This is a genomic window from Kitasatospora sp. NPDC056184, from assembly GCF_042268405.1.
In the GTDB taxonomy this organism is placed as follows: domain Bacteria; phylum Actinomycetota; class Actinomycetes; order Streptomycetales; family Streptomycetaceae; genus Kitasatospora.
Genome location: NZ_JBHJUI010000005.1, coordinates 97,446 through 119,951, shown reverse-complemented (window position 1 = coordinate 119,951; position 22,506 = coordinate 97,446). Strand labels below are relative to the sequence as shown.

Genomic DNA, 22,506 nt, shown 5'->3' with positions numbered 1-22,506 from the left:
CGCGATGAAGCAGCAGACCGTCACCACCGGCGGCCCGTGCTGGGTCGAGCACGGCAGCGCCGACCCGCCGGCGGCGCGGCGGTTCTACGGCGAACTGTTCGGCTGGCAGCCGGAGACCGACGAGCGCCCGGAGGCCGGCGGCTACACGTTCATGCGGCTGGACGGCCGGATCGCCGCCTCCGTGGCCCCGCTCCACGGCGAGGGCCGGCCGACCGCCTGGAGCGTCTCCTTCCTGGCCGAGGACGCCGACGCCGCCGCCCGCCGGGTCACCGGGGCGGGCGGGAGCCTGGTCGTCCCGCCGACGGACGCGCTGGACCACGGCCGGTTCGCGGTCGCGGCCGACCCGTCCGGCGCGGTGTTCGGCCTCTGGCAGCCGGGCCGGCTGCGCGGCGCCGAGGTCCTCAACGAGCCCGGCGCGCTCGGCTGGGTGGAACTGCTCACCCGGGAGCCGGACGCCGCCCGCGCCTTCTACCCGGCGGTGTTCGGCTGGACGGTGAGCCCGTCCGCGCAGTACACCCAGTGGGGCCTGGCGGACGGGGACTTCGGCGGCATGCTGACCATGGGCGAGAACTTCCCGCCGCAGGTGCCGCCGCACTGGCTGCCGTACTTCTCGGTCGCCGACGTGGACGGCTCGGCGTCCCGGGCCGGCAACCTCGGCGCGGGGGTGCTGATGGCGCCCGTCGACCTGCCCGGCGGCGGCCTGCGGATCGCGGTGCTGCGCGACCCGCTGGGCGCGGCGTTCGGCCTCTACTACCGCTCGGGGACCAGGGGCGCGGGCTGACGCCGGCGCACCGCGGCCGCCGCCGCGGCCGCCGTCACCAGCACGGCCGCCACCGGCACCGCGTCGCCCACCCGGGTGTACCAGGTGGCGGTGCCCGGCGCGGTCAGCGGCAGCCGGACCACCAGCGCGCCGGTGTCGTCCGTGCCCAGCCGGGCCAGCTCCCGCCCCTGCGCGTCGAAGGCGGCCGACACCCCGGTGAGCGAGGCCTGCACGGCCGGCCGGCCGGTCTCGGCGGCCCGGATCGCGGCCAGCGAGACGTGCTGCTCGGGCGCCCAGCTCCGCTGGAAGGTCGAGGTCGACGCCTGGTAGACCAGCACCCGGGCGCCGTTCCGGGCCGCCGTCCGCGCCATGTCGGGGAACGCCGACTCGAAGCAGACCAGCGCCCCGACCGGCAGCGGGCGCCCCGCCCGGTCCACGGCCGGCAGCAGGTGCTGGCCGCTGCCGGGCGCCCGGTTCTCGCCCGCCGCCCGGCTGACCCCGGCGACCCAGCCGAGCACCGGCCGCAGCGGGATGTACTCGCCGAACGGCACCAGCCGGATCTTCCGGTACCGGTCGGCCACGCCGTCCGGCGACACCAGCACCGCGTCCTTGGAGATCCGCCCGTCCGCCTTGCGCGCGTCCTCGCCCGCCAGCAGCTCGGCCCCGGTCGCGGCGGACAGCGCCCGCAGCCGTCCGAGCGCCGCCGGGTCGCGGTCGAGGTCGGCGGTGGTGCTGGACTCGCCCCAGACCACCAGGTCCACCGGGTGCTGCCCGACCAGCGCGGCGGTGGCGCGGGCGCTCGCCTCGAAGCGGGCCTGCGGATCGTCGACGATCCCCGGCTGGACCAGCGCGATCCGCACCTCCGCCGCCCCGGACGGTCCGTCCTGGGCGGCCGCCGGCGCCGGCCGCAGGGCGAACAGCAGCGGTCCGGCCGCCAGTGACGCCGCCGCGAGCAGCGCCGCCGCCGCCCGCGGGCGCGGGTCGACGGCGGTGAGCACCACCAGCACGGCGGTGTTGACCGCCACCACGGCGGCACTCACCAGCCAGATCCCGCCGGCCGAGGCCAGCGCCAGGACGGCCGGGTGCTGCCACTGGGTCGCGCCCAGCAGCGCCCACGGCCCGCCCAGCGCGGGCCAGGAGCGCGCGTACTCGGTGGTCAGCCAGACCGCGGCGACCACCGGCGGCGCGAGCAGTGCCCGGCGGACCGTCAGCGGCGGGCGCAGCAGCCGCCACACCGCGACGCCCACCCCGGCCTGCAGCGACCCGAACACCACCGCGATCAGCGGCAGCGCGGGCCCGACCGAGGACAGCAGCCAGGACATCCCGGTCAGGATGAACCCGGCGCCGAACCACCAGCCGCGCACCGCCGCCTCGCGCGCCCCCGGGGCCCGCTGCATCAGCAGCAGGCCGGGGACGAGCGCGACCCAGGCGAGCGCCGCGACCCCGGGCGCGGGGAAGGCGAGCACCGGGACGGCCCCGGCGGCGAGCGCCGCCAGCCGGGGCCGGTACCGGGCGGCGGCGGCCCGGCCGGGGCGGGCGGTGGGCGGGGCGGCCGCCGCGGCGGAGGGGCCGTCGGGGCCGGTGAGCAGGGGAGGGCGCGGCATGACCCGTATTGTCCGCTCGGCGCGCCCCCGTCACCAGCCCCGCGATCACTCGAACGGCCTACGGGGCGGGGCTGCTCACTCCCCGTCGCCCTCCAGGTCGCCCTCGGTCTCCAGGAACGCGGCCTGCAACTGCTCGATCAGCTCCGGGTCCGGCTGCTCCCACAGGCCCCGGCTCGCCGCCTCCAGCAGCCGCTCGCTGATGCCGTGCAGCGCCCACGGGTTGGCGCCCGCCAGGAACTCCCGGTTGACCGGGTCGAGCACGTACTCCTGGGTGAGCTTCTCGTACATCCAGTCCGCGACCACGCCGGTCGTGGCGTCGTAGCCGAAGAGGTAGTCGACGGTCGCGGCCATCTCGAACGCCCCCTTGTAGCCGTGCCGCCGCATCGCCTCGATCCAGCGCGGGTTGACCACCCGGGCGCGGAAGACCCGGGCCGCCTCCTCGGTCAGGGTGCGGGTGCGGACCGTCTCCGGGCGGGTCGAGTCGCCGATGTAGGCGGTCGGCGCCTTGCCGGTGAGCGCGCGCACGGTGGCCACCATGCCGCCGTGGTACTGGAAGTAGTCGTCCGAGTCGGCGATGTCGTGCTCGCGGGTGTCGGTGTTCTTCGCGGCGACGGTGATCCGCTTGTACGCGGTCTCCATCTCCTCGCGGGCCGGCCGCCCGTCCAGCCCGCGCCCGTACGCGTAGCCGCCCCAGACCGTGTACACCTCGGCGAGGTCGGCGTCGGTGCGCCAGTCGCGGCTGTCGATCAGCTGCAGCAGGCCCGCGCCGTAGGTGCCGGGGCGGGAGCCGAAGACGCGCACGGTGGCCTTGCGCTCGTCGCCGTGCACGGCGAGGTCGGCCTGGACGTGGGCGCGCACGTAGTTCTGCTCGGCCGGCTCCTCCTGGGCGGCGGCCAGGCGCACCGCGTCGTCCAGCAGGGCCACGACGTGCGGGAAGGCGTCCCGGAAGAAGCCGGAGATGCGCAGCGTGACGTCGATCCGCGGGCGGCCCAGCTCCTGCGGCGGCACGGCCTCCAGGCCGGTGACCCGGCGGGAGGCGTCGTCCCAGACCGGGCGGACGCCGAGCAGCGCGAACGCCTCGGCGATGTCGTCGCCGGCGGTGCGCATCGCGCTGGTGCCCCAGAGCGACAGGCCCACCGACGGCGGGTAGGCGCCGTCGTTGTCGGCCCGGTAGCGCTCGATCAGCGAGGCGGCGAGCGCCTGGCCGGTCTCCCAGGCGAGCTTGCTGGGCACCGCCTTGGGGTCGACGGAGTAGAAGTTGCGGCCGGTCGGCAGCACGTTGACCAGCCCGCGCAGCGGCGAGCCGGACGGGCCGGCCGGGACGAAGCCGCCGCGCAGCGCGTGCAGCACGGCGTCCAGCTCGCCGGTGGTCGCGGCCAGTCGCGGCACGACCTGGCCGGCGGCGAAGTCCAGCACCTCGCGGACGGCGTCCGGGAACCCGGCGGCGACCTTCTCCACCGCCTCCGGCGCCCAGTCGGCGGCCTCCATCGCCTCGACCAGCTCGCGGGCCTTCGCCTCGGCCGCGTCGGTGGCGCCGAGGGTGAGCGCGGCCTCGTCCAGGCCGAGCGCCTCGCGCAGGCCGGGCAGGGCGCTGACGCCGCCCCAGATCTGCCGGGCGCGCAGGATGGCGAGCACGATGTTGACCCGGTCGGTGCCGGTCGGCGCCTGGCCGAGGACGTGCAGGCCGTCGCGGATCTGGGCGTCCTTGACCTCGCAGAGCCAGCCGTCGACGTGCAGCAGGAAGTCGTCGAAGCCGTCGTCCTCGGGGCGCTCCTCCAGGCCGAGGTCGTGGTCGAGCCTGGCGGCCTGGATCAGCGTCCAGATCTGGGCGCGGATCGCCGGCAGCTTCGCCGGGTCCATCGCGGCGATGTTGGAGTGCTCGTCGAGCAGCTGCTCCAGGCGGGCGATGTCGCCGTAGGAGTCGGCGCGGGCCATCGGCGGCACCAGGTGGTCGACCAGGGTGGCGTGGGCGCGGCGCTTGGCCTGGGTGCCCTCGCCCGGGTCGTTGACCAGGAACGGGTAGACCAGCGGCAGGTCGCCGAGCACGGCGTCCGGGCCGCAATCGGCGGACAGCGCGGCGGTCTTGCCGGGCAGCCACTCCAGGTTGCCGTGCTTGCCGAGGTGGACCACGGCGTGCGCGCCGAAGCCGCCGTCGGCCTGCGCGGCGGCGATCCAGCGGTAGGCGGCCAGGTAGTGGTGGGACGGCGGGAGGTCCGGGTCGTGGTAGATCGCGACCGGGTTCTCGCCGAAGCCGCGCGGCGGCTGGATGAGCACCAGCAGGTTCCCGGAGCGGATCGCGGCGAGCACGATGTCGCCGTCCGGGTTCTGCGAGCGGTCGAGGTACAGCTCGCCGGGGGCCGGGCCCCAGTGCTCCTCGACCCGGGCGCGCAGGCCCTCGGGCAGGGTGGCGTACCAGCGGCGGTAGTCGGCGGCCGGGATGCGCACCGGGTTGCGGGACAGCTGCTCCTCGGTGAGCCAGTCCTGGTCGTAGCCGCCGGCCGCGATCAGGGCGTGGATCAGGGCGTCGCCCTCGTGGCCGTCGTCCGTGTCCGTGTCCAGACCGGGGAGGTCCGTTCCGAGGTCCATGCCCTCGGCGCGCAGCGCGGTCAGCAGCCGGATCGCGCTGGCCGGGGTGTCCAGGCCGACGGCGTTGCCGACCCGGGCGTGCTTGGTCGGGTACGCGGACAGCACCAGCGCGAGGCGGCGCTCGGCGGCCGGGACGTGCCGCAGCCGGGCGTGCGCGACGGCGACGCCGGCGACCCGGGCGGCGCGCTCCTCGTCGGCGGCGTAGACGGTCAGGCCGTCCTCGTCCAGCTCCTTGAAGGAGAACGGGACGGTGATCAGCCGGCCGTCGAACTCGGGCACGGCGATCTGGGTGGCGGTGTCCAGCGGGGACAGGCCGTCGTCGCTGGCCTCCCACTGGGCGCGCGACCAGGTCAGGCAGAGCGCCTGGAGGATCGGCCGGTCCAGCGCGGCCAGCGCGCCGGCGTCCCAGGCCTCCTCGTCGCCGCCGGCCTGGGCGTCGGCCGGGCGGGTGCCGCCGGCGGCGAGCACGGTGGTGACGAGGGCGTCGGCCTCGCCGAGGGCGGCCAGCAGCTCCGGCTCGGCGCCGCGCAGCGAGGCGCAGTAGTACGCGCGGGCCCGGGCGCCCTGGTCCTCGACGGCCCGGCAGAGGGTCTCCACGAACGCGGTGTTGCCGCTCATGTGGTGGGCGCGGTAGTACAGCACCGCGACGGTCGGGCCCTCGGACGTCCGGGCCTCGCGCTCCAGCGGGCCCCAGGCGGGGGCGGAGGCGGGCGGGGCGAAGCCGTGGCCGGTGAGCAGCACGGTGTCGGAGAGGAAGGCGCCGAGTTCGGCGAGGTTGGCCGCGCCGCCGTGCGCCAGGTAGGCGTGCGCCTCGGCCGCGATGCCGGCCGGGACGGTGGACAGCTCCATCAGCTGGGCGTCGGGGGCCTGTTCGCCGGTCAGCACGACCACCGGGCGGGGCCCGGCGAGCAGCGCGTCCAGGCCCTCCTGCCAGGCGCGGCGGCCGCCGAGCAGGCGGACCACGACCAGGTCGGTGCCCTCCAGCAGGGCGGGCAGCTCCTCGGGCGCCAGCCGGGCCGGGTTGCCGAGCCGGTAGCGGACCGGCCCCTCGGACGCGCGGGCGCTCAGCAGGTCGGTGTCGGATGTCGACAGCAGCAGGATCATGCGAAGGCCCTCCCGGCCTCGGAGCCGCCCCGAGCCGAAGGGCGCGCCGGCGTTGAAAGTGACGGGTGACAAGTGACTGACGAAGGAAGCAGCGCCGGAGCGAGAAGCGTCGACGGCGCGTTCGAGCACCCGGAGGCGAGCGGGCGAGGGCCTGCGGGCACGGACATCGGCATGGACATCGGCATGGGCTTAGGTACCGGCGACCGAGGGGTCGCGGGCATGCGACGGCGCATGGCTTTCAAGCCTTCCTCGGGGTCCGCGCCCCGGGCCGGTGGAGGACGGCAGGAGTTCCTGGCTCCCGCGGCTCCCCGGTGTCCCGGTGAACCGCGGTCACAGTGGCGGGACCGCACCGGGTTCGCACCGGTTTCCTCCCCTGCGCCGTCGCTGGCGTCGGACGGTCCGCGGGGACCGTCCGCCAGCATCGTACGGGGTGCGGCTGACCTGGGGGAGGGGAGGCCGCCGGGGTGCCGGGCGGGGCCGGAGGTGTGAGCGACGGTACGGCGGCGACCCATCGGATCATCTGTATGCTCGCCGCCATGCCTCCCGAACCCGACGCCGCCGCGCCGGGCGCCGCCGTGCCCGACCGGGCGCGTCCGGACGCCTGCCCCGGGGCCCTTCGTCTGCACACCGCCGACGACGGCGCCCTGGCCCGGATCCGGCTGCCCGGCGGACTTCTGACGAACCGTCAGGCCCTCGCGCTGGCCGACGCGGCGCAGGAGCTCGGCGACGGCCGGCTGGAGATCACCTCGCGCGGCAACGTCCAGCTGCGCGGCCTGGCTCCGGACTGCGGCGGCGAACTCGGCGGGCGGCTGCGGGCCGTCGGCCTGCTGCCCTCCGACACCCACGAGCGCGTCCGCAACATCGTCGCCTCGCCCGGCCCCGCCGTGGGCCTCGCCGATGTGCGCGCCTGGGCGCGCGGCCTCGACCTGGCCCTGTGCGCCAGCCCCTGGGCGACCGGCCTCTCCGGCAAGTTCCTGTTCGCCCTGGACGACGGCAGCGGCGACGTCGCCGCGCTGGACGCCGATGTGACATTGATCGCAGGCCCGGACGGCACCGCCCTGCTGCGGCTCGGCCGGGCCGCCACCGTGCGGCCGGTGCGCGCCGACCGGGCGGTCGGCGCGGCCCTGGACGCCGCCCGCGCGTTCCTGGAGGCGCAGCGCGCCGCCGGGACGCGGGCCTGGCACCTGCGCGAGGTTCCCGATCTGCTGCCGCCCGGCCCGCTGCCGATGCCGGTGCTGCCCGGCACCCGCCCGCCGCTGGGCGCCCTGCCCGGGGGCGGGCTGCACGTCGGCCTGCGGTTCGGCCTGGCCGCGGCCGGGCAGTGGCGGACCCTGGCCGACGCCGCCGAGGGCGAGCTGCGGCTCACCCCGTGGCGCGGCGCGGTGCTGCCCGGCGCCCCCGCCGGGCGGCTGGCCGGGCTCGCGGAGGCGGGCTTCCGGACCGCGGCCACGGCCTGGGACGGCGCGAGCGCCTGCACCGGGCTGCCGGGCTGCGCGAAGTCGCTGGCCGACGTCCGGGCCGACGCGGCCCGGGCGCTGGACGGCGGTCCGGCCGTCGGCGGTCCGGCCGTCAGCGGGGAGCCCGCGGTGGCCGGCGGCCTGCCGGTGCACTGGTCGGGCTGCGAGCGCCGCTGCGGTCACCCCGCCGGACGCCGGGTGGACGTGCTGGCGACCGGGCAGGGGTACCGGGTGGCAGTGGAAGGGCTGCCCCCGGGGCGGGGAACCGCCGTGGAAGTGACGAACGAGGAGATGGCCGCGGTGGTCGCCGCGGCCCGGAGGACCACCACGTGATCGAGTACGAGAAGGACGGCGCGTCCATCTACCGCCAGTCGTTCGCCACCATCCGGGCCGAGGCCGACCTCGCCGCGCTGCCCGCGGACGTCGCCCGGGTCGCGGTGCGGATGATCCACGCCTGCGGCATGGTCGACCTGGTCGAGGACCTGGTGTACTCGCCGGGTGCGGTCGCCTCCGCGCGCGCCGCCCTGCGCGCCGGTGCGCCGATCCTGTGCGACGTCAACATGGTCGCCAGCGGCGTCACCCGCAAGCGGCTGCCCGCCGACAACGAGGTGATCTGCACCCTCACCGACCCGTCCGTGCCCGAGCTGGCCCGGGCGATGGGCAACACCCGCAGCGCCGCCGCGATGGAGCTGTGGCTGCCCCGGCTGGAGGGCGCCGTGGTCGCCGTCGGCAACGCGCCGACCTCGCTCTTCCGCCTGCTGGAGCTGATCGAGGCCGGCGCCCCGCGCCCGGCCGCCGTGATCGGCGTGCCGGTCGGCTTCATCGGCGCGGCCGAGTCCAAGGAGGCGCTGGCCGCGCACCCGGCCGGCCTGGAGCACCTGGTGGTCCGGGGCCGGCGCGGCGGCAGCGCGATGGCCGCCGCCGCGATCAACGCGATTGCGAGCGAGGAAGAGTGACGGAGAATCAGCAGACCGGTCGGCTCTACGGCGTGGGCCTCGGCCCCGGCGATCCCTCACTGGTGACCGTCGGCGCCGCCGAACTCATCGGCAAGGCCGACGTGGTGGCGTACCACAGCGCCCGGCACGGCCGGTCCATCGCCCGGTCGATCGCCGAGCGCTATCTGACGGGCGGTCAGATCGAGGAGAAGCTGGTCTACCCGATCACCGTCGAGACCACCGACCACCCCGGCGGCTACCGGGGCGCGCTGGACGACTTCTACGAGGAGGCCGCCGCCCGGCTGGCCGCCCACCTGGACGCCGGCCGCGACGTCGTGGTGCTCGCCGAGGGGGACCCGTTCTTCTACGGCTCCTACCAGCACATGCACAAGCGCCTGGCACACCGCTACCCGACCGAGGTGGTGCCCGGCGTGACCTCGGTCAGTGCCGCCGCCGCCCGGCTCGGCCAGCCACTCACCGAGGCCGAGGAGACGCTCACCGTCATCCCCGGCACGCTGCCCGAGGAGGAGTTGACCGCGCGCCTGGCCGCCGCCGACTCCGCCGTCGTGATGAAGCTCGGCCGCACCTTCCCGACCGTGCGCCGCGCCCTGGAGCGGGCCGGCCGGCTGGCCGACGCCCAGTACGTCGAGCGGGCCTTCATGGAGGGCGAGCGGACCGCGCCGCTGGCCTCGGTCGACGCCGAGGACGTCCCGTACTTCTCAGTGGCCGTGCTGCCCAGCAGGGTCGCCCCGCTGGAGCCCCCGGCGCCCGACCTGAGCGGGCCCGGCAGCGTCACCGTGGTCGGCACCGGCCCGGCCGGCCCGCTCTGGCTCACCCCCGAGGCGCGCGGCGCCCTGTCCGCCGCCACCGACCTGGTCGGCTACACCACCTACCTGGACCGGGTGCCGGTGCGCCCGGGCCAGACGCGGCACGGCTCCGACAACAAGGTGGAGTCCGAGCGCGCCGAGTTCGCCCTCGACCTGGCCCGCCGCGGCCACCGGGTGGTGGTGGTCTCCTCCGGCGACCCGGGCGTCTTCGCGATGGCCACCGCCGTCCTGGAGGTCGCCTGCGAGGAGGCCTACCGCGAGGTCCCGGTGCGGATCGTCCCCGGCATGACCGCCGCCCACGCGGCCGCCTCCCGGGCCGGCGCCCCGCTCGGCCACGACTACGCGGTGGTCTCGCTCTCCGACCGCCTCAAGCCCTGGGACGTCGTCGCCGCCCGCCTGCGCGCCGCGGCGGGGGCGGACCTCGTGCTCGCCCTCTACAACCCCGGCTCGCAGTCCCGCACCACCCAGGTCGGCCGCGCCCGCGACCTCCTCCTGGAGTACCGGGCCCCCGAGACCCCGGTCGTGCTGGCCCGCGACGTCGGCGGCCCCACCGAACGCGTGCGCACCGTCCGCCTCGCCGACCTCGACCCCGCCGAGGTCGACATGCGCACCATCCTCCTCATCGGCTCCTCCCAGACCCGGCACGTCCCCCGGTCCCCCCACCCGGACGTCACCTGGACCCCCCGCCGCTACCCGGAGGCCTGATACCCCACCTCCCGGACCCCCGAGGTCCGGGAGGCATCAGGACCAGGTGCGGTAGATCTCGGAACGGTGGCCGATCCGGATCACCAGGACGATCAACTGCCCGCCGTCGACGGTGTAGATCACCCGATGGTCGCCGACCCGCAGCCGTCGGTTCTCGGGCGAGCCGACCATCGCGGTCGTGTGGAAGCCGTAGGGGTCCTGCTCCAGGTCGGCGAGCTTGCGCAAGATCTGTATCGCCGCCTGCCGGGGGAGTTTGCGCAGTTCACTGCGGGCGGACTCGATGAAGCGGGTGCTGTACTTCACTCCGGCCTGGCCAGGGTCTCGGCCATGACCTCTTCCAGGGAGTAGGTGGGTTCGCCCCGGCGCTCCTCGATGAGGCGCACCAGTTCGCGCTCCTCCCATTGCCGGTACTCGCGAAGCAGCTCTATCGGGACGACGGCGGCCACCTCCCGTCCGCGCCGGGTGATCACGGTCGGTTCGTCCCGCTCGGCGCGGTCCACCACGTCGGCGAGGTGCTCTCGCGCTTCTCGGATCGATACGGTCTGGACGGGCTGCTCACTCATGAGTCGAGTGTACTAAGCGGACCATGTGTACACAATGCCCCTGTGGGCCCGTCCCGCGTGTGGGGCGTGCGGGGAGGCGGGGGACCATGGACCCGATCGGTAACGGGACTGCAAGGAAGACGGTGCGGCATGGGTGAGGTCGGTGGGCGGGCCGGGCAGCTGAGGAGCAGTGGGCTGCGGCACGGCTGGACGACCGGGGCGTGTGCCACGGCGGCGACCAAGGCGGCGTACCGGGCGCTGCTGACGGGGGAGTTCCCGGACCCGGTGGAGATCGTGCTGCCGAAGGGGCAGCGGCCGGCGTTCGCGCTCGCGGCGGAGGGGATCGCCGAGGAGCCGGGCGGGCGGCGGGCGATGGCCGGGGTGGTGAAGGACGCCGGGGACGACCCCGATGTCACGCACGGCGCGCTGGTGCGCTCCACGGTGTGGGCGGGGGAGCCCGGTACGGGCGTGGTGTTCCGGGCCGGGCCCGGGGTCGGCACCGTCACCAAGGCCGGGCTGCCGCTGCCGGTCGGCGAGCCGGCCGTCAACCCGGTGCCCCGGCAGCTGATCCGGGAGGCGGTCGCCGAGGTGGCGGCCGAGTGCGGGGGCAGCGGGGACGTGGTGGTGGAGATCTCCGTCGACAACGGCGAGGAGATCGCCCGCTCCACCTGGAACCCCCGGCTCGGCATCCTCGGCGGGCTGTCCATCCTCGGCACCACCGGGGTCGTCGTCCCCTACTCCTGCTCGGCGTGGATCGACTCGATCCGGCGCGGGGTGGACGTGGCGCGGGCCGCCGGGCGCACCCACGTGGCCGGCTGCACCGGGTCGACGTCGGAGCGGACGGCCGTCGCCGTGCACGGCCTGCCCGAGGACGCGCTGCTCGACATGGGCGACTTCGCGGGCGCGGTGCTCAAGTACCTCAAGCGCCACCCGGTGCCGCGCCTGACCATCGCCGGCGGCTTCGCCAAGCTCTCCAAGCTCGCCGCCGGCCACCTCGACCTGCACTCGGCGCGCTCCCAGGTGGACACGGGCTACCTGGCCGGACTCGCCCGCGCGGGCGGCGCGGACGCGGAGCTGGCGGCGGCGGTCGCGGCGGCCAACACCGCGCTGGAGGCGATCCAGCTCTGCCGGGCGGCCGGGGTGCCGCTGGGCGACCTGGTGGCCGAGGCGGCGCGGGCCACCGCGCTCGGGGTGCTGGTCGGTTCGCCGGTCGCGGTGGACGTCATCTGCATCGACCGGGCCGGGACGATCGTCGGCCGGGCGGAGCCGCTGGGGCCGTGAGCGGGCCGCGCTTTCGTCCCGGGCGTGTCCCGGGAACGTCGCCGTGATGTGAAGATCTGACGTGCATACGGGGTGAGAAACGGACAAAAGTCGCGCCACGCCCGGGGTCGGTTCTGTCGCTATCTCAGCCATGAGATATGGTCTGGCGAGTGACAGGCGACTACCTCACCCGTATCGGCACCCTCATCCGTACCGCGCGTCAGCACCGTGGTTGGTCCCAGGCCCAGCTCGGCGAGGCCCTCGGTACCAGCCAGAGCGCGGTCAACCGCATCGAACAGGGCAAGCAGAACGTCAGCCTTGAGATGATCGCCCGCATCGGCGAAGCGCTCGACAGCGAGATCGTCTCCCTCGGCTACGCCGGCCCGATGCATCTGAGGGTCGCCGGTGGCACCACCCTCTCCGGCGCGATCGACGTCCGCAGCAGCAAGAACGCCTGCGTGGCCATCCTCTGCGCCTCGCTGCTGACCACCGGTCGCACCACCCTGCGCAGCGTCGCCCGGATCGAGGAGGTCTACCGCATCCTCGAAGTGCTCACCAGCATCGGCGTCAAGAGCCGCTGGACCAACGACGGCCGCGACCTCGAACTCACCCCGCCCGCCGAGCTCGACATCGCCGGCATGGACGTCGAGGCCGCCCGCCGCACCCGCAGCGTGCTGATGTTCCTCGGCCCGCTGATGCACCGCGCCGACACCTTCGCCATCCCCTACGCGGGCGGCTGCGACCTCGGCACCCGCACCGTCCAGCCGCACCTCACCGCGCTGCGCCGGTTCGGCCTGGAGGTCGCCACCACCGGCGGCGCCTACCACGCCTCCGTCCAGCCCGGCGCCCCGCTGGACCGCCCGATCGTGCTGACCGAGCGCGGGGACACCGTCACCGAGAACGCCCTGCTCGCCGCCGCCCGCCACGACGGCGTCAGCGTCATCCGCAACGCCTCGCCCAACTACATGGTCCAGGACCTCTGCTTCTTCCTGGAGAAGCTGGGCGTGCGGATCGAGGGCGTCGGCACCACCACCCTCACCGTGCACGGCGTCCCGCAGATCACCTGCGACGTCGACTACACCCCGGCCGAGGACCCGGTCGAGGCGATGAGCCTGCTCGCCGCCGCCGTGGTCACCTCCTCCGAGCTGACCATCCGCCGGGTGCCGATCGAGTTCCTGGAGATCGAGCTCGCCGTCCTGGAGGGCATGGGCCTCGACTACGACCGCACCCCCGAGTACCCGGCCCACAACGGCCGCACCCGGCTGGTCGACCTCACGGTGCGCCCCTCCAAGCTCACCGCGCCGATCGACACCATCCACCCGATGCCCTTCCCCGGCATCAACATCGACAACGTGCCGTTCTTCGCCGCCATCGCCGCGGCCGCCCACGGCACCACGATGATCCACGACTGGGTCTACGACAACCGCGCCATCTACCTCACCGAACTCACCCGCCTCGGCGCGGACATCAAGCTCCTCGACCCGCACCGCGTCCTGGTCCAGGGCCCCACCCGCTGGCGCGCCGCCGAGATGGTCTGCCCGCCCGCCCTGCGCCCCGCCGTCGTCATCCTCCTCGCGATGCTCGCCGCCAAGGGCACCTCGGTGCTGCGCAACGTCTACGTCATCAACCGCGGCTACGAGGACCTCGCCGAGCGCCTCAACTCCATCGGCGCCCAGATCGAGACCTTCCGCGACATCTGATCCGGATCCGGTGCCCCGGGGCCGTGGCCGCCTGCGTGCGGCCGCGGCCTCAGCCGTCGGTGCCGGCGTCCAACCCGGCCAGCAGGTACGCGGTGGCCAGCCCGGTGGTCAGGTAGTCGACGAACGCCAGGTTCCCGAGGGCCGACGGGGAGCGCCGTTCGCGGACCAGCGCGATCGCCCGTCCGGCGTCGTGGCCCAGCTCGACGAGCGCCTGCGCCGCCACCAGGCCGGAGCGGTTGTAGCCCGAGTGGCACCGGACGAGGGTGCGGCGGCCCTGCCGGACGGCCGTCGCCGTCAGCGTGGCCGCCTCCTGGACGGCGCGCAGCTGGGCGGCGGTGAGGTAGTCGTCGGGCACCTCGCGGACGACGTGCTCCACGTCCGGTGCCGGGCCGTGGCCGGGCAGCGTGAACAGGCTCACGACCAGGTCGAACTCCCGGCCCGCGACGGCGGGTTCGCGTGTGCCGCCGGGGGGCGTGAAGTAGTGCCCGCCCATCCAGAGGCCCGGCACGATCTCGTTCCACGGCTCCTGCGGGCCGGGGGTGCCGCGTTCCTTCTGCCGGGTTCTCATCGTCCGGAGCCTTCCGTCGTGGCGCGGCCGCTACTCGCCGGTGCGGCCGTCGAGGTGTTCGCGGAGGAGGTCGGCGTGGCCGTTGTGGCGGGCGTACTCCTCGATCATGTGGGTGAGGATCCAGCGCAGCGACCAGCTCTGGTCGCCATTGGGGCGCAGGTGTCCGAGGACGTCCAACGACGGGGCGGCGGCGACGAGTTCCCGGGCGTGGGCGCATTCGGCGCGCCAGACGGCGAAGGCCTCGTCCGGGTCGGCCTCGTCGGCGTCGAACTCGGCGAAGCTGCCGTCCGGGTGCCGCCAGAAGCCGGGGTGGGCCTCGTCGTTGAGGACGTTGCGGAACCAGCCGCGCTCGACCTCGGCGAGGTGGCGGGTGAGGCCGAGCAGGGAGAGCGTGGAGGGGGCCAGCGGGCGGGCGCGGAGCTGCTCGGTGGTCAGCCCGGCGCACTTCCAGGCGAAGGTGTCGCGCTGGAAGTCCAGGAAGGCGGTCAGGGTGGCGCGTTCGTCGCCGAAGGGCGGGGGCTCGGTGCGGGCGGCGTCGGCGAGGCCGTAGGCGTCGGTCATCGGGCCATGGTGGCAGGAACGGGCCCGACCGGCACGGGAATTAGCGGGCGGCGAGCCAGGCCAGCGCGGCCTCGGCGGTCTCCGCGACCGGGACGCCGGCCGGGGCCGGCGGGCGGTCCACGACCACCACCGGCAGGCCGCGTTCGCGCGCCGCGGTGAGCTTGGGCGCGGTGGCGGCGCCGCCGCTGTCCTTGGTGACGACGACGTCGATCCGGTGCTCGCGCAGCACCGCCCGCTCGCCGTCCAGGGTGAACGGGCCGCGGTCGAGCAGGACGTCGAGCGAGGTGGGCAGCGGCGGCTCGGGCGGGTCGACCGAGCGGGCCGTGAAGTGCAGGCCGTCGAGGTGGGCGAAGGCGCCGATGCCCTGCCGGCCGCTGGTCAGCAGGATCCGCCGGCCGAGGGACGGCAGCAGGTCGGCCGCCGAGGCCAGCGAGGGGACGCGGTGCCAGCGGTCGCCCGGCACCGGTGCCCAGCCGGGGCGGCGCAGGGCGAGCAGCGGCACGCCGGTCGCCGCGGCGGCCCCGGCGGCGTTGCGGGACATCGCGGCGGCGAACGGGTGGGTGGCGTCGACCACCGCGGTCACCCGTTCGGCGCGCAGCCAGGCGGCGAGGCCCTCGGGGCCGCCGAAGCCGCCGATCCGCACCTCGCCGGCGGGCAGCCGGGGCTCGGCGACCCGCCCGGCGAGCGAGCTGGTGACCCGTAGGGCGGGGTGTCCGGCGGCCAGCGCGGCGGCGAGGGCGCGCGCCTCGGTGGTGCCGCCGAGCAGCAGGACGTGCGCCATCACGCGCCGCAGGGCTCGTGCGGGCGCTCGCGGTCCGCCGAGTAGAGGTGGCTGTCGCGGAACTGCTCGGCGCCGAGCGTCCGCCCGACGATGATCACCGCGGTGCGGACGATGCCGGCCGCCTTCAGCTGCCCGGCGATGTCCCCGACGGTGCCGCGCAGTACGACCTCGTCGGGCCGGCTGGCCATCGCGACCACGGCGGCCGGGCAGTCGGCCCCGTAGTGCGGCAGCAGCTGTTCGACCACGTCGTCCACGTACCCGGCGGCCAGGTGCAGGACGAGCAGGGCGCCGCTGCGGCCGAGGGTGGCGAGGTCCTCGCCCTCCGGCATCGGGGTGGCGCGCTTGGCGATCCGGGTGAGGATGACGGTCTGGCCGACGGTCGGCACGGTCAGTTCGCGCTTGAGCGCGGCCGCCGCGGCGGCGAAGGCCGGTACGCCGGGCACCACCTCGTACGGCACCCCGGCCGCGTCCAGCCGGCGCATCTGCTCGGCGACGGCGCTGAACACCGAGGGGTCGCCGGAGTGCAGCCGGGCGACGTCCTGCCCGGCGGCGTGCGCGCGGACCAGTTCGTCGGTGATCTCGTCGAGGGTGAGGTTGGCGGTGTCGACCAGCCGGGCGTCGGGCGGGCACTCGGCCAGCAGCTCGCGCGGCACCAGGCTGCCGGCGTAGAGGCAGACCTCGGCGCGGGCGAGGATCCGCTGGCCGCGCAGGGTGATGAGGTCGGCGGCGCCGGGGCCGGCCCCGATGAAGTGGACGGTCACGAGGCGTTCTCCTGAGGGGTGGACGGCGCGGGGGACGCGGCGGGCTTGACGGCGGACCACTGGGTGACCGGCATCGCCTGGCGCCAGCCGGTGAAGCCGCCGACCGGGACGGCGTGCGCCACGGCGAGCCGCAGCAGCTCCCCGCCGTGCCGCCGGTACCAGGTGGTGAGCAGGGCCTCCGACTCCAGGGTCACCGTGTTGGCGACCAGCCGGCCGCCGGGCGCCAGCGCGGTCCAGCAGGCGTCCAGCAGGCCGGGCGCGGTGAGGCCACCGCCGACGAACACGGCGTCCGGCGCGGGCAGGCCGTCGAGGGACCGCGGGGCGGCGCCGGTGACCACCCGCAGCCGGGGGACGCCGAGCGCGGCGGCGTTGCGGGCGATCCGTTCGGCCCGCACCGGGTCGCGCTCCACGGTGACGGCCCGGTTGTCGCGGTGGGCGCGCAGCCACTCGATCGCGATCGAGCCGGAGCCGCCGCCGACGTCCCAGAGCAGTTCGCCGGGGACGGGCGCGAGGGTGGCGAGGGTGGCGGCGCGCACGTGCCGCTTGGTCAGCTGGCCGTCGCTCTCGTAGGCGCCGTCGGGCAGGCCGGGGACGACGGGGGTGCGGGGGCCGTCGGCGGGGAGTTCGACGGCGATGACGTTGAGCGGGTCGCCGGGCGGGTGCGGCCAGCCGTCGGCGGGGCCGTCCAGCTGCCGCTCGCCGGGGCCGCCGAGCTGTTCCAGGACGCGCAGCCGGGCGGCGCCGTGGCCGGCCGCGGCGAGCAGTGCGGCGACGGCGGCCGGGGTGGCGGCGCCGGCGCTCAGCACCAGCAGCCGGCGCCCGGGGTTGAGGGCGAGCCGCAGGGTGTCCGGCGGGCGGCCGACCAGGCTGACCACCTCGGTGGACTCCAGCGGCCAGCCGAGCCGGGCGCAGGCGTACGCGACGGAGGAGGGGTGCGGCAGGACGCGCAGCCGTTCGGCCCCCGCGGTCTCGGCGAGGGTGCGGCCGATGCCGTAGAACATCGGGTCGCCGCTGGCCAGGACGGCGAGCGGGCGGCCGGCGTACCGGTCGAGCAGTCCGGGCACGGCCGGGCGCAGCGGGGACGGCCACGGCACCCGTTCGGCGGCCACCTCGTCCGCGGGCAGCAGGTCGAGCTGCCGGGGGCCGCCGATCACGGCGCCGGCCGCCCGCAGCGCGGCGCGGGCGCTGCCCGCGAGGCCGGGCCAGCCGTCGGCCCCGATCCCGACGACGGTGATCGGGGGTGGCTGCTGGGGCACCGGTCGGCTCCTCGGGGCGGGTCGTGGACGGGGGTCGTGGCGGGTCGTGGACCAGGGTGTGGGCAGCCTACCCGGCGGTGTCCGGGCGGAGGTCAGCCAGGGTGCGGGCCCGGTCGCACGGGGTTAGCGTCGTGCCGGGAACACCTCCGGGGGGACCTCAGCACGCAACGGAGGACAGCATGTCCGAGTCAGCGGTCCCGTACACCACCAACAACGCCGGCGTTCCGGTGCCGAGCGACGACAACTCGCTCACGGTGGGCAGGGACGGCCCGATCCTGCTCCACGACCACTACCTGATCGAGAAGATGGCCCAGTTCAACCGGGAACGGGTGCCGGAGCGGGTGGTGCACGCCAAGGGGGCCGGGGCGTACGGCGTCTTCGAGACGACGGAGGACGTCAGCCGCTACACCAGGGCGACCCTGTTCCAGCCGGGCAGGCGGACCGAGATGCTGGCCCGCTTCTCGACCGTGGCGGGCGAGCAGGGCAGCCCGGACACCTGGCGCGACCCGCGCGGTTTCGCGCTGAAGTTCTACACCGAGGACGGCAACTACGACCTGGTCGGCAACAACACGCCGGTCTTCTTCGTCCGCGACACCATCAAGTTCCAGGACTTCATCCGCTCGCAGAAGCGCCGCCCGGACAACGGCCTGCGCGACAACGACATGCAGTGGGACTTCTGGACGCTCTCGCCGGAGACCGCGCACCAGGTCACCTGGCTGATGGGCGACCGCGGCATCCCAAAGTCGTACCGTCACATGAACGGCTACAGCTCGCACACCTACCTCTGGGTCAACGCGGGCGGCGAGCGGTTCTGGGTGAAGTACCACTTCAAGACCGACCAGGGCGTCGACTTCCTCACCCAGGAGGACGCCGACCGGCTGGCCGGCTCCGACCCGGACCTGCACCGCGGGGACCTCTGGCAGGCCATCGAGGGCGGTGAGCCGCCGTCCTGGACGCTGTACGTGCAGGTCATGCCGTTCGACGAGGCGCCCGGCTACCGGTTCAACCCCTTCGACCTGACCAAGGTCTGGCCGCACGGCGACTACCCGCTGATCCGGGTCGGGACGATGACGCTGAACCGCAACCCGGAGGACTACTTCGTCCACATCGAGCAGGCCGCCTTCGAGCCGTCCAACCTGGTGCCCGGCATCAGCGTCTCGCCGGACAAGATGCTGCTCGGCCGGATCTTCTCCTACCCGGACACCCATCGGTACCGGATCGGCCCCAACTACGCCCAGCTGCCGCCGAACCGTCCGCACGTGCCGGCGCGCTCCTACGCCAAGGACGGGCCGATGCGCTTCGACCCGGCACGGACGGCGAGGCCCTACGCGCCGAACTCCTACGGCGGGCCGGCCGCCGACCCGAAGGTGTTCGACGACCCGGCGGCGGGCTGGCACAGCTCGGGCGACATGGTGCGCGAGGCCTACTCGCTGCACGCCGAGGACGACGACTGGGGGCAGGCGGGCACCCTGGTCCGGCAGGTGCTGGACGACGCGGCGCGCGACCGGCTGGTCTCCAACATCGTCGGCCACCTCCAGGGCGGGGTGAGCGACCCGGTGCTGGAGCGGGCCGTGCAGTACTGGCGCAATGTCGACAAGGCGCTGGGCGACCGGGTCGCCAAGGGCGTCGGCAAGGCCTGACGGCCGGTCGGCTCCCCGGACGGCCGCCGGGGGCGCGGGTCCACGCGGCCCGCGCCCTCAGGCGTCCCTGCGGCCGTGCCGCCGCCAGTCGCCGGAGGCGATGAGCGCCGGGTGCGCGCGCAGCCGGGCGGCGACGGCGGGCCCGGCCAGGTACACCCAGGCGTCCGCCGACGCGCCGTCCGCCGTCCGGACGGCGAGCCGCTCGCGCACGTACGTGCCCAGCCCGTCCGGCCGGCGGTCCTCCAGCCGGTCCAGCGCCGCGAGCACCGCCGGATGGGCGGCCGGGTGGACGGTGACCAGCTCGCCGCGGATCCGCCGCCCCGGCGCGGGGTCCGGCACGGCGTACGGGAACCCGGGCCCTTCGTGCAGCGCCGCGCCCTCCAGCACCGCCGCCCGCACCCCGGCGCACCGGCCGGCCAGGAAGGCGGCGTGGTTGCGCTCCCCGGTGAGCAGGGTGCCGTAGACGAAGAAGGGCAGGGCGGGGGCTTCGGCGGGCACGCGGGGTTCCTCCTGGATCGGGGCCGGTCGACAGTCGATGGTGCCCGTCCGGTGATACCCACTGGCGCGCGGGGCGGCCGATGCGGTGTCATGGCGGGTGCATCTGCCAGCACCGTACGAGGGGGACACCCATGACAGCTCCAGCCGAGCGCACACCGGCCGCGCCTGCGGACTCCGTGCCGACCGCTCCCGCTCCCGCGGGGCGGCTCGGCGCGGCCGTGTGGGTGGCGCTCGCCATCGTCTACGTGGTGTGGGGCTCCACGTACCTGGGGATCCGCATCGCGCTGGAGACCATGCCGTCCTTCCTCTCCGCCGCCGCGCGCTTCCTGACCGCCGGACTGCTGCTCGCCGGGTACGTCGCCGTCCGCCACGGCCGCTCCGCCCTGCGGGTGGACCTGCGGCAGCTGGGCTCCGCCGCCCTGGTCGGCGGCCTGCTGCTGACCGGCGGCAACGGGCTGGTGGTGCTCGGCGAGAACTCGATCCCCTCGGGCCTGGCCGCCCTGCTGGTCGCCGCCGTGCCGCTGTGGATGGTGCTGCTGACGGCGGCCGGCGGCGACCGCCCGAGGCCGGCCGAGCTGGCCGGGGTGCTGCTCGGACTGGTCGGCCTGGGTGTGCTGTCCGCCCCGGCGATCGGCGGCGACATCGCGCCGGCCGGGGTGGTCGCGGTCCTCGTCGCCACCGTCAGCTGGGCGTCCGGCTCCTTCGCGTCCAAGCGCATCCGGATGCCCGGGAACGTGTTGACCTCCAGCGCCTACCAGATGCTGGCCGGCGGGCTCGGCAACGTGCTGATCGGCCTGGCCCGCGGCGAGCAGCACGGCCTGCGCCCCGGCGACATCTCGACCCGCTCCTGGCTGGCGCTGGGCTGTCTGGTGGTGTTCGGCTCGCTGGTCGCCTTCACCGCGTACGCCTGGCTGCTGCGCTCCGCCCCGCTGACCCTGGTCGCCACCTACGCCTATGTGAACCCGGTGGTGGCCGTGCTGCTGGGCTGGCTGGTGCTGGCCGAGCCGCTGACCGGCCCCACCCTGCTGGGTGGGGCGATCGTGGTCGCGGGCGTCGGCCTGGTGGTGGGCGTCAGCCGGTCGCCGGCGCGCCCGTCCGCTCGTAGGTCAGCACGGTGACCCCGTTGGGGAAGCCGTGGGACCCGGCGAGCGCGAAGGTGTGCGGGGCGTGGCCCGCGCGGAACAGCGGCACCCCGGCGCCGATCGCCACCGGGTACTGCTTGACGATCAGCTCGTCGATCTCCGGCAGCAGCCGGCCGGCCAGCTCGCCGCCGCCGCAGAGCCAGATGCCGAGGCCGTCCTGCCGCTTGAGCTCCCGGACCAGCTCCAGCGGGTCGGCCGCGGTGACCTCCACGGCGGGGTCGGGGCTCCCGGCCAGGCTGCGCGAGAAGACGATCTGCCGCAGGTGGGCGTAGGGGCTGGTGAGGCCCACCGCCAGCCCCGGCTGGTAGGTGCCGCGGCCCATGACGACGGTGTCGAAGCGCTGGTTGGGCGCCTCGGCGATCCCCAGCGCGGCCCGCCCGGGGGTCGGCACGGTCTCCGGGTACTCCGCGCACATGTGGGAGAGGTAGTCCCCGCCGACGTACGGCATGAGGAACCGGTAGTCGCCGTCCGGGGCGGCGATGAAGCCGTCGATGGTGGCGCCGACGTAGTACGTGAGCTTTCGCATCCACATCCTTGGTCCGTGTTGGTCTTGGAGCGTGCTGGTCGATCCGGTCCGCCCCGCCGACTCCGCCGGGGCGAACAACGACAGTTATAGTACTTCAGACGTAGTACTTCAACTGTAGTGGTTGCCAGAGATTTCCTGAGGGAGCTTCAGCGATGGCCCAGAACCCCGCCCGGCGCACGGCGCTCACCGACGCCGCCGTCGACGTCCTCGCCGACCAGGGGGCGCGCGGACTCACCTTCCGCGCCGTGGACGCCCGGGCGGGCGTCCCGGCCGGCACCGCGTCCAACTACTTCGCCGGCCGCGACGACCTGCTCGACCAGACCGCCCGGCACATCCACCACCGGCTCACCCCCGACCCGGTGATCATCGGCGAGCTGCTGCGGGCGCCGCGCGACCGGGCCCTGGTCACCGCCCTGATGCACGACCTCGTGCGCCGCATCGACGCCGACCGGTCCGGCTACCTCGCGATGCTGGAGCTGCGCCTGGAGGCCACCCGCCGCCCGGAGATGCGCGCCCAGCTCACCGCGACCGTCCGGGAGGAGCTGGAGGCCAACATCGCCTACCACCTGGACGAGGGCTTCCCCGGCGACCGCGAGACCGTCGTCGTGCTCTACCTCGCGATGACCGGCCTGCTCGTCGAGCACCTCACCCTCCCCGGCGTCCTCGGCGCCGACGCCCTCCCGGCCCTGGTCGACACCCTGGTCGCCCGCACCGTCCCGGAGGCCTGATCAGCCCTCCGCCGCGATCCGCCGGACGGCCTCCTCGACCAGGTCCGCCCGCGCGGACACCGCGGCCGCCGGCACCTCGACCAGCCGGTAGCCGCGCGCCCGGTAGACCTCCTCGTGCAGCCGCTCGAAGGCGAGCGCGTCGGCGGGCGAGATCCGGCGGGCGGCGGTCCGCTCGACGAAGCCGAGCCCGCGGACGAGGAACACCTCGCGCCGGTAGACGGCCTCGGCCTCGATCCGGTCCAGTTCCGCCCCGAGCACGGGTGAGGCGGGGCGGCCGAGGAAGATCCTGAGCGCCTCGGTGCAGACCGGGGAGCGGTCGTGGAACCGGACCGCCCCGGCCGCGGCCCGCGGCCGTGCCGACGCGCGGTCCCGCTGCACCGCCGCCACCTCGTCGACGAAGTCGGCCCGCTCCCAGGGCTCCGGCTCCCCGGCGGCCTGCCGGCGGCCGATCACGTCGGTCGCGGCCTCCCGCACGACGTCGTGGCCGCGCCGCGCCAACTCCTCCAGCAGCGTGGTCTTCCCGGACCCCGGGGCGCCGGTGAGGACGAACCGTCGCACGGTGGGC

21 protein-coding genes and 1 riboswitch are annotated in these 22,506 nt (G+C 75.4%); of the genes, 9 read left to right on the top strand and 12 right to left on the bottom strand.

The features are described from left to right. The first annotated feature begins 4 nt into the window (after positions 1-4). On the top strand, positions 5-781 hold the full coding sequence (locus tag ACFC0B_RS12485; protein WP_376085294.1) for a VOC family protein: 777 nt from the start codon (positions 5-7) through the stop codon (positions 779-781). Here the strand turns inward: ACFC0B_RS12485 and lnt are convergent. After that, positions 751-2,364: an apolipoprotein N-acyltransferase gene (lnt, locus tag ACFC0B_RS12480; RefSeq protein WP_376085293.1), complete on the bottom strand. Its 1,614-nt coding sequence runs from the start codon at positions 2,362-2,364 to the stop codon at positions 751-753. The two genes, ACFC0B_RS12485 and lnt, sit on opposite strands and share 31 nt — an antisense overlap. Before the next feature lie 75 nt (positions 2,365-2,439). Then, on the bottom strand, positions 2,440-6,054 hold the full coding sequence (cobN, locus tag ACFC0B_RS12475) for a cobaltochelatase subunit CobN (protein WP_376085291.1): 3,615 nt from the start codon (positions 6,052-6,054) through the stop codon (positions 2,440-2,442). A 285-nt stretch (positions 6,055-6,339) separates the two neighbouring features. Continuing rightward, positions 6,340-6,425, bottom strand: a riboswitch (cobalamin riboswitch). A gap of 165 nt (positions 6,426-6,590) precedes the next feature. Here cobN and ACFC0B_RS12470 point away from each other — a divergent pair. Genes ACFC0B_RS12470 through ACFC0B_RS12460 form a run of 3 tightly spaced genes read left to right on the top strand, consistent with a single transcriptional unit; the run spans position 6,591 to position 9,978 of the window. Beyond that, a complete protein-coding gene (locus ACFC0B_RS12470) occupies positions 6,591-7,844 on the top strand; it encodes a hypothetical protein (RefSeq protein ID WP_376085289.1) in 1,254 nt (417 codons plus the stop codon). Beyond that, positions 7,841-8,467 carry a precorrin-8X methylmutase gene (locus tag ACFC0B_RS12465; protein WP_376085288.1) on the top strand — a complete coding sequence of 209 codons (627 nt, stop codon included), beginning with the start codon at positions 7,841-7,843 and terminating at the stop codon, positions 8,465-8,467. The genes ACFC0B_RS12470 and ACFC0B_RS12465 overlap by 4 nt, the downstream gene beginning before the upstream one ends. Further along, a complete protein-coding gene (locus ACFC0B_RS12460; protein WP_376085286.1) occupies positions 8,464-9,978 on the top strand; it encodes a precorrin-2 C(20)-methyltransferase in 1,515 nt (504 codons plus the stop codon). Before ACFC0B_RS12465 ends, ACFC0B_RS12460 begins: the two co-directional genes overlap by 4 nt. A gap of 36 nt (positions 9,979-10,014) precedes the next feature. On the opposite strand, the gene ACFC0B_RS12455 is transcribed toward ACFC0B_RS12460, so the two are convergent. Together ACFC0B_RS12455 and ACFC0B_RS12450 are read right to left on the bottom strand one after the other, a co-directional pair. Next, complete coding sequence (locus ACFC0B_RS12455; RefSeq protein ID WP_376085284.1) at positions 10,015-10,281, bottom strand: type II toxin-antitoxin system RelE/ParE family toxin; 267 nt, start codon at positions 10,279-10,281, stop codon at positions 10,015-10,017. After that, a complete protein-coding gene (locus tag ACFC0B_RS12450) occupies positions 10,278-10,541 on the bottom strand; it encodes a type II toxin-antitoxin system Phd/YefM family antitoxin (protein WP_376085282.1) in 264 nt (87 codons plus the stop codon). The genes ACFC0B_RS12455 and ACFC0B_RS12450 overlap by 4 nt, the downstream gene beginning before the upstream one ends. 129 nt (positions 10,542-10,670) lie before the next feature. Between ACFC0B_RS12450 and ACFC0B_RS12445 the strand changes: the two genes are divergently transcribed. After that, positions 10,671-11,801 carry a cobalt-precorrin-5B (C(1))-methyltransferase gene (locus tag ACFC0B_RS12445; RefSeq protein WP_376085280.1) on the top strand — a complete coding sequence of 377 codons (1,131 nt, stop codon included), beginning with the start codon at positions 10,671-10,673 and terminating at the stop codon, positions 11,799-11,801. Between the two features lie 149 nt (positions 11,802-11,950). Continuing rightward, positions 11,951-13,480, top strand: a complete 1,530-nt coding sequence (locus ACFC0B_RS12440; protein ID WP_376085278.1) for a UDP-N-acetylglucosamine 1-carboxyvinyltransferase — start codon at positions 11,951-11,953, stop codon at positions 13,478-13,480. 49 nt (positions 13,481-13,529) lie between these two features. Here ACFC0B_RS12440 and ACFC0B_RS12435 read toward each other — a convergent pair whose 3' ends face one another. From ACFC0B_RS12435 to cbiE, 5 genes are read right to left on the bottom strand one after another with little or no spacing between them, the layout of a single operon-like run. Next, positions 13,530-14,048, bottom strand: a complete 519-nt coding sequence (locus ACFC0B_RS12435; protein ID WP_376085276.1) for a protein phosphatase — start codon at positions 14,046-14,048, stop codon at positions 13,530-13,532. 30 nt (positions 14,049-14,078) lie between these two features. Then, positions 14,079-14,609, bottom strand: a complete 531-nt coding sequence (locus tag ACFC0B_RS12430) for a DinB family protein (RefSeq protein WP_376085274.1) — start codon at positions 14,607-14,609, stop codon at positions 14,079-14,081. A gap of 40 nt (positions 14,610-14,649) precedes the next feature. Then, positions 14,650-15,390, bottom strand: a complete 741-nt coding sequence (locus ACFC0B_RS12425) for a cobalt-precorrin-6A reductase (RefSeq protein ID WP_376085957.1) — start codon at positions 15,388-15,390, stop codon at positions 14,650-14,652. Further along, positions 15,390-16,151 (bottom strand): precorrin-4 C(11)-methyltransferase, encoded by a 762-nt coding sequence (cobM, locus tag ACFC0B_RS12420; protein WP_376085272.1) that lies wholly within the window; start codon positions 16,149-16,151, stop codon positions 15,390-15,392. The genes ACFC0B_RS12425 and cobM overlap by 1 nt, the downstream gene beginning before the upstream one ends. Beyond that, a complete protein-coding gene (gene cbiE, locus ACFC0B_RS12415) occupies positions 16,148-17,407 on the bottom strand; it encodes a precorrin-6y C5,15-methyltransferase (decarboxylating) subunit CbiE (RefSeq protein WP_376085270.1) in 1,260 nt (419 codons plus the stop codon). The genes cobM and cbiE overlap by 4 nt, the downstream gene beginning before the upstream one ends. A gap of 179 nt (positions 17,408-17,586) precedes the next feature. Here cbiE and ACFC0B_RS12410 point away from each other — a divergent pair, with 179 nt between their 5' ends. Next, complete coding sequence (locus ACFC0B_RS12410; RefSeq protein ID WP_376085269.1) at positions 17,587-19,047, top strand: catalase; 1,461 nt, start codon at positions 17,587-17,589, stop codon at positions 19,045-19,047. Between the two features lie 57 nt (positions 19,048-19,104). Here ACFC0B_RS12410 and ACFC0B_RS12405 read toward each other — a convergent pair whose 3' ends face one another. After that, positions 19,105-19,545, bottom strand: a complete 441-nt coding sequence (locus ACFC0B_RS12405) for a gamma-glutamylcyclotransferase family protein (protein WP_376085267.1) — start codon at positions 19,543-19,545, stop codon at positions 19,105-19,107. 131 nt (positions 19,546-19,676) lie between these two features. Here ACFC0B_RS12405 and ACFC0B_RS12400 point away from each other — a divergent pair, with 131 nt between their 5' ends. Continuing rightward, a complete protein-coding gene (locus ACFC0B_RS12400; RefSeq protein ID WP_376085265.1) occupies positions 19,677-20,663 on the top strand; it encodes an EamA family transporter in 987 nt (328 codons plus the stop codon). On the opposite strand, the gene ACFC0B_RS12395 is transcribed toward ACFC0B_RS12400, so the two are convergent. Continuing rightward, positions 20,617-21,213, bottom strand: coding sequence for a dihydrofolate reductase family protein (locus ACFC0B_RS12395; protein WP_376085264.1), 597 nt, complete (start codon positions 21,211-21,213; stop codon positions 20,617-20,619). The genes ACFC0B_RS12400 and ACFC0B_RS12395 overlap by 47 nt on opposite strands. Positions 21,214-21,365: 152 nt before the next feature. Here ACFC0B_RS12395 and ACFC0B_RS12390 point away from each other — a divergent pair, with 152 nt between their 5' ends. Beyond that, complete coding sequence (locus tag ACFC0B_RS12390; RefSeq protein ID WP_376085262.1) at positions 21,366-21,941, top strand: TetR/AcrR family transcriptional regulator; 576 nt, start codon at positions 21,366-21,368, stop codon at positions 21,939-21,941. On the opposite strand, the gene ACFC0B_RS12385 is transcribed toward ACFC0B_RS12390, so the two are convergent. Continuing rightward, complete coding sequence (locus ACFC0B_RS12385; protein WP_376085260.1) at positions 21,942-22,499, bottom strand: AAA family ATPase; 558 nt, start codon at positions 22,497-22,499, stop codon at positions 21,942-21,944. Positions 22,500-22,506 lie beyond the last annotated feature (7 nt).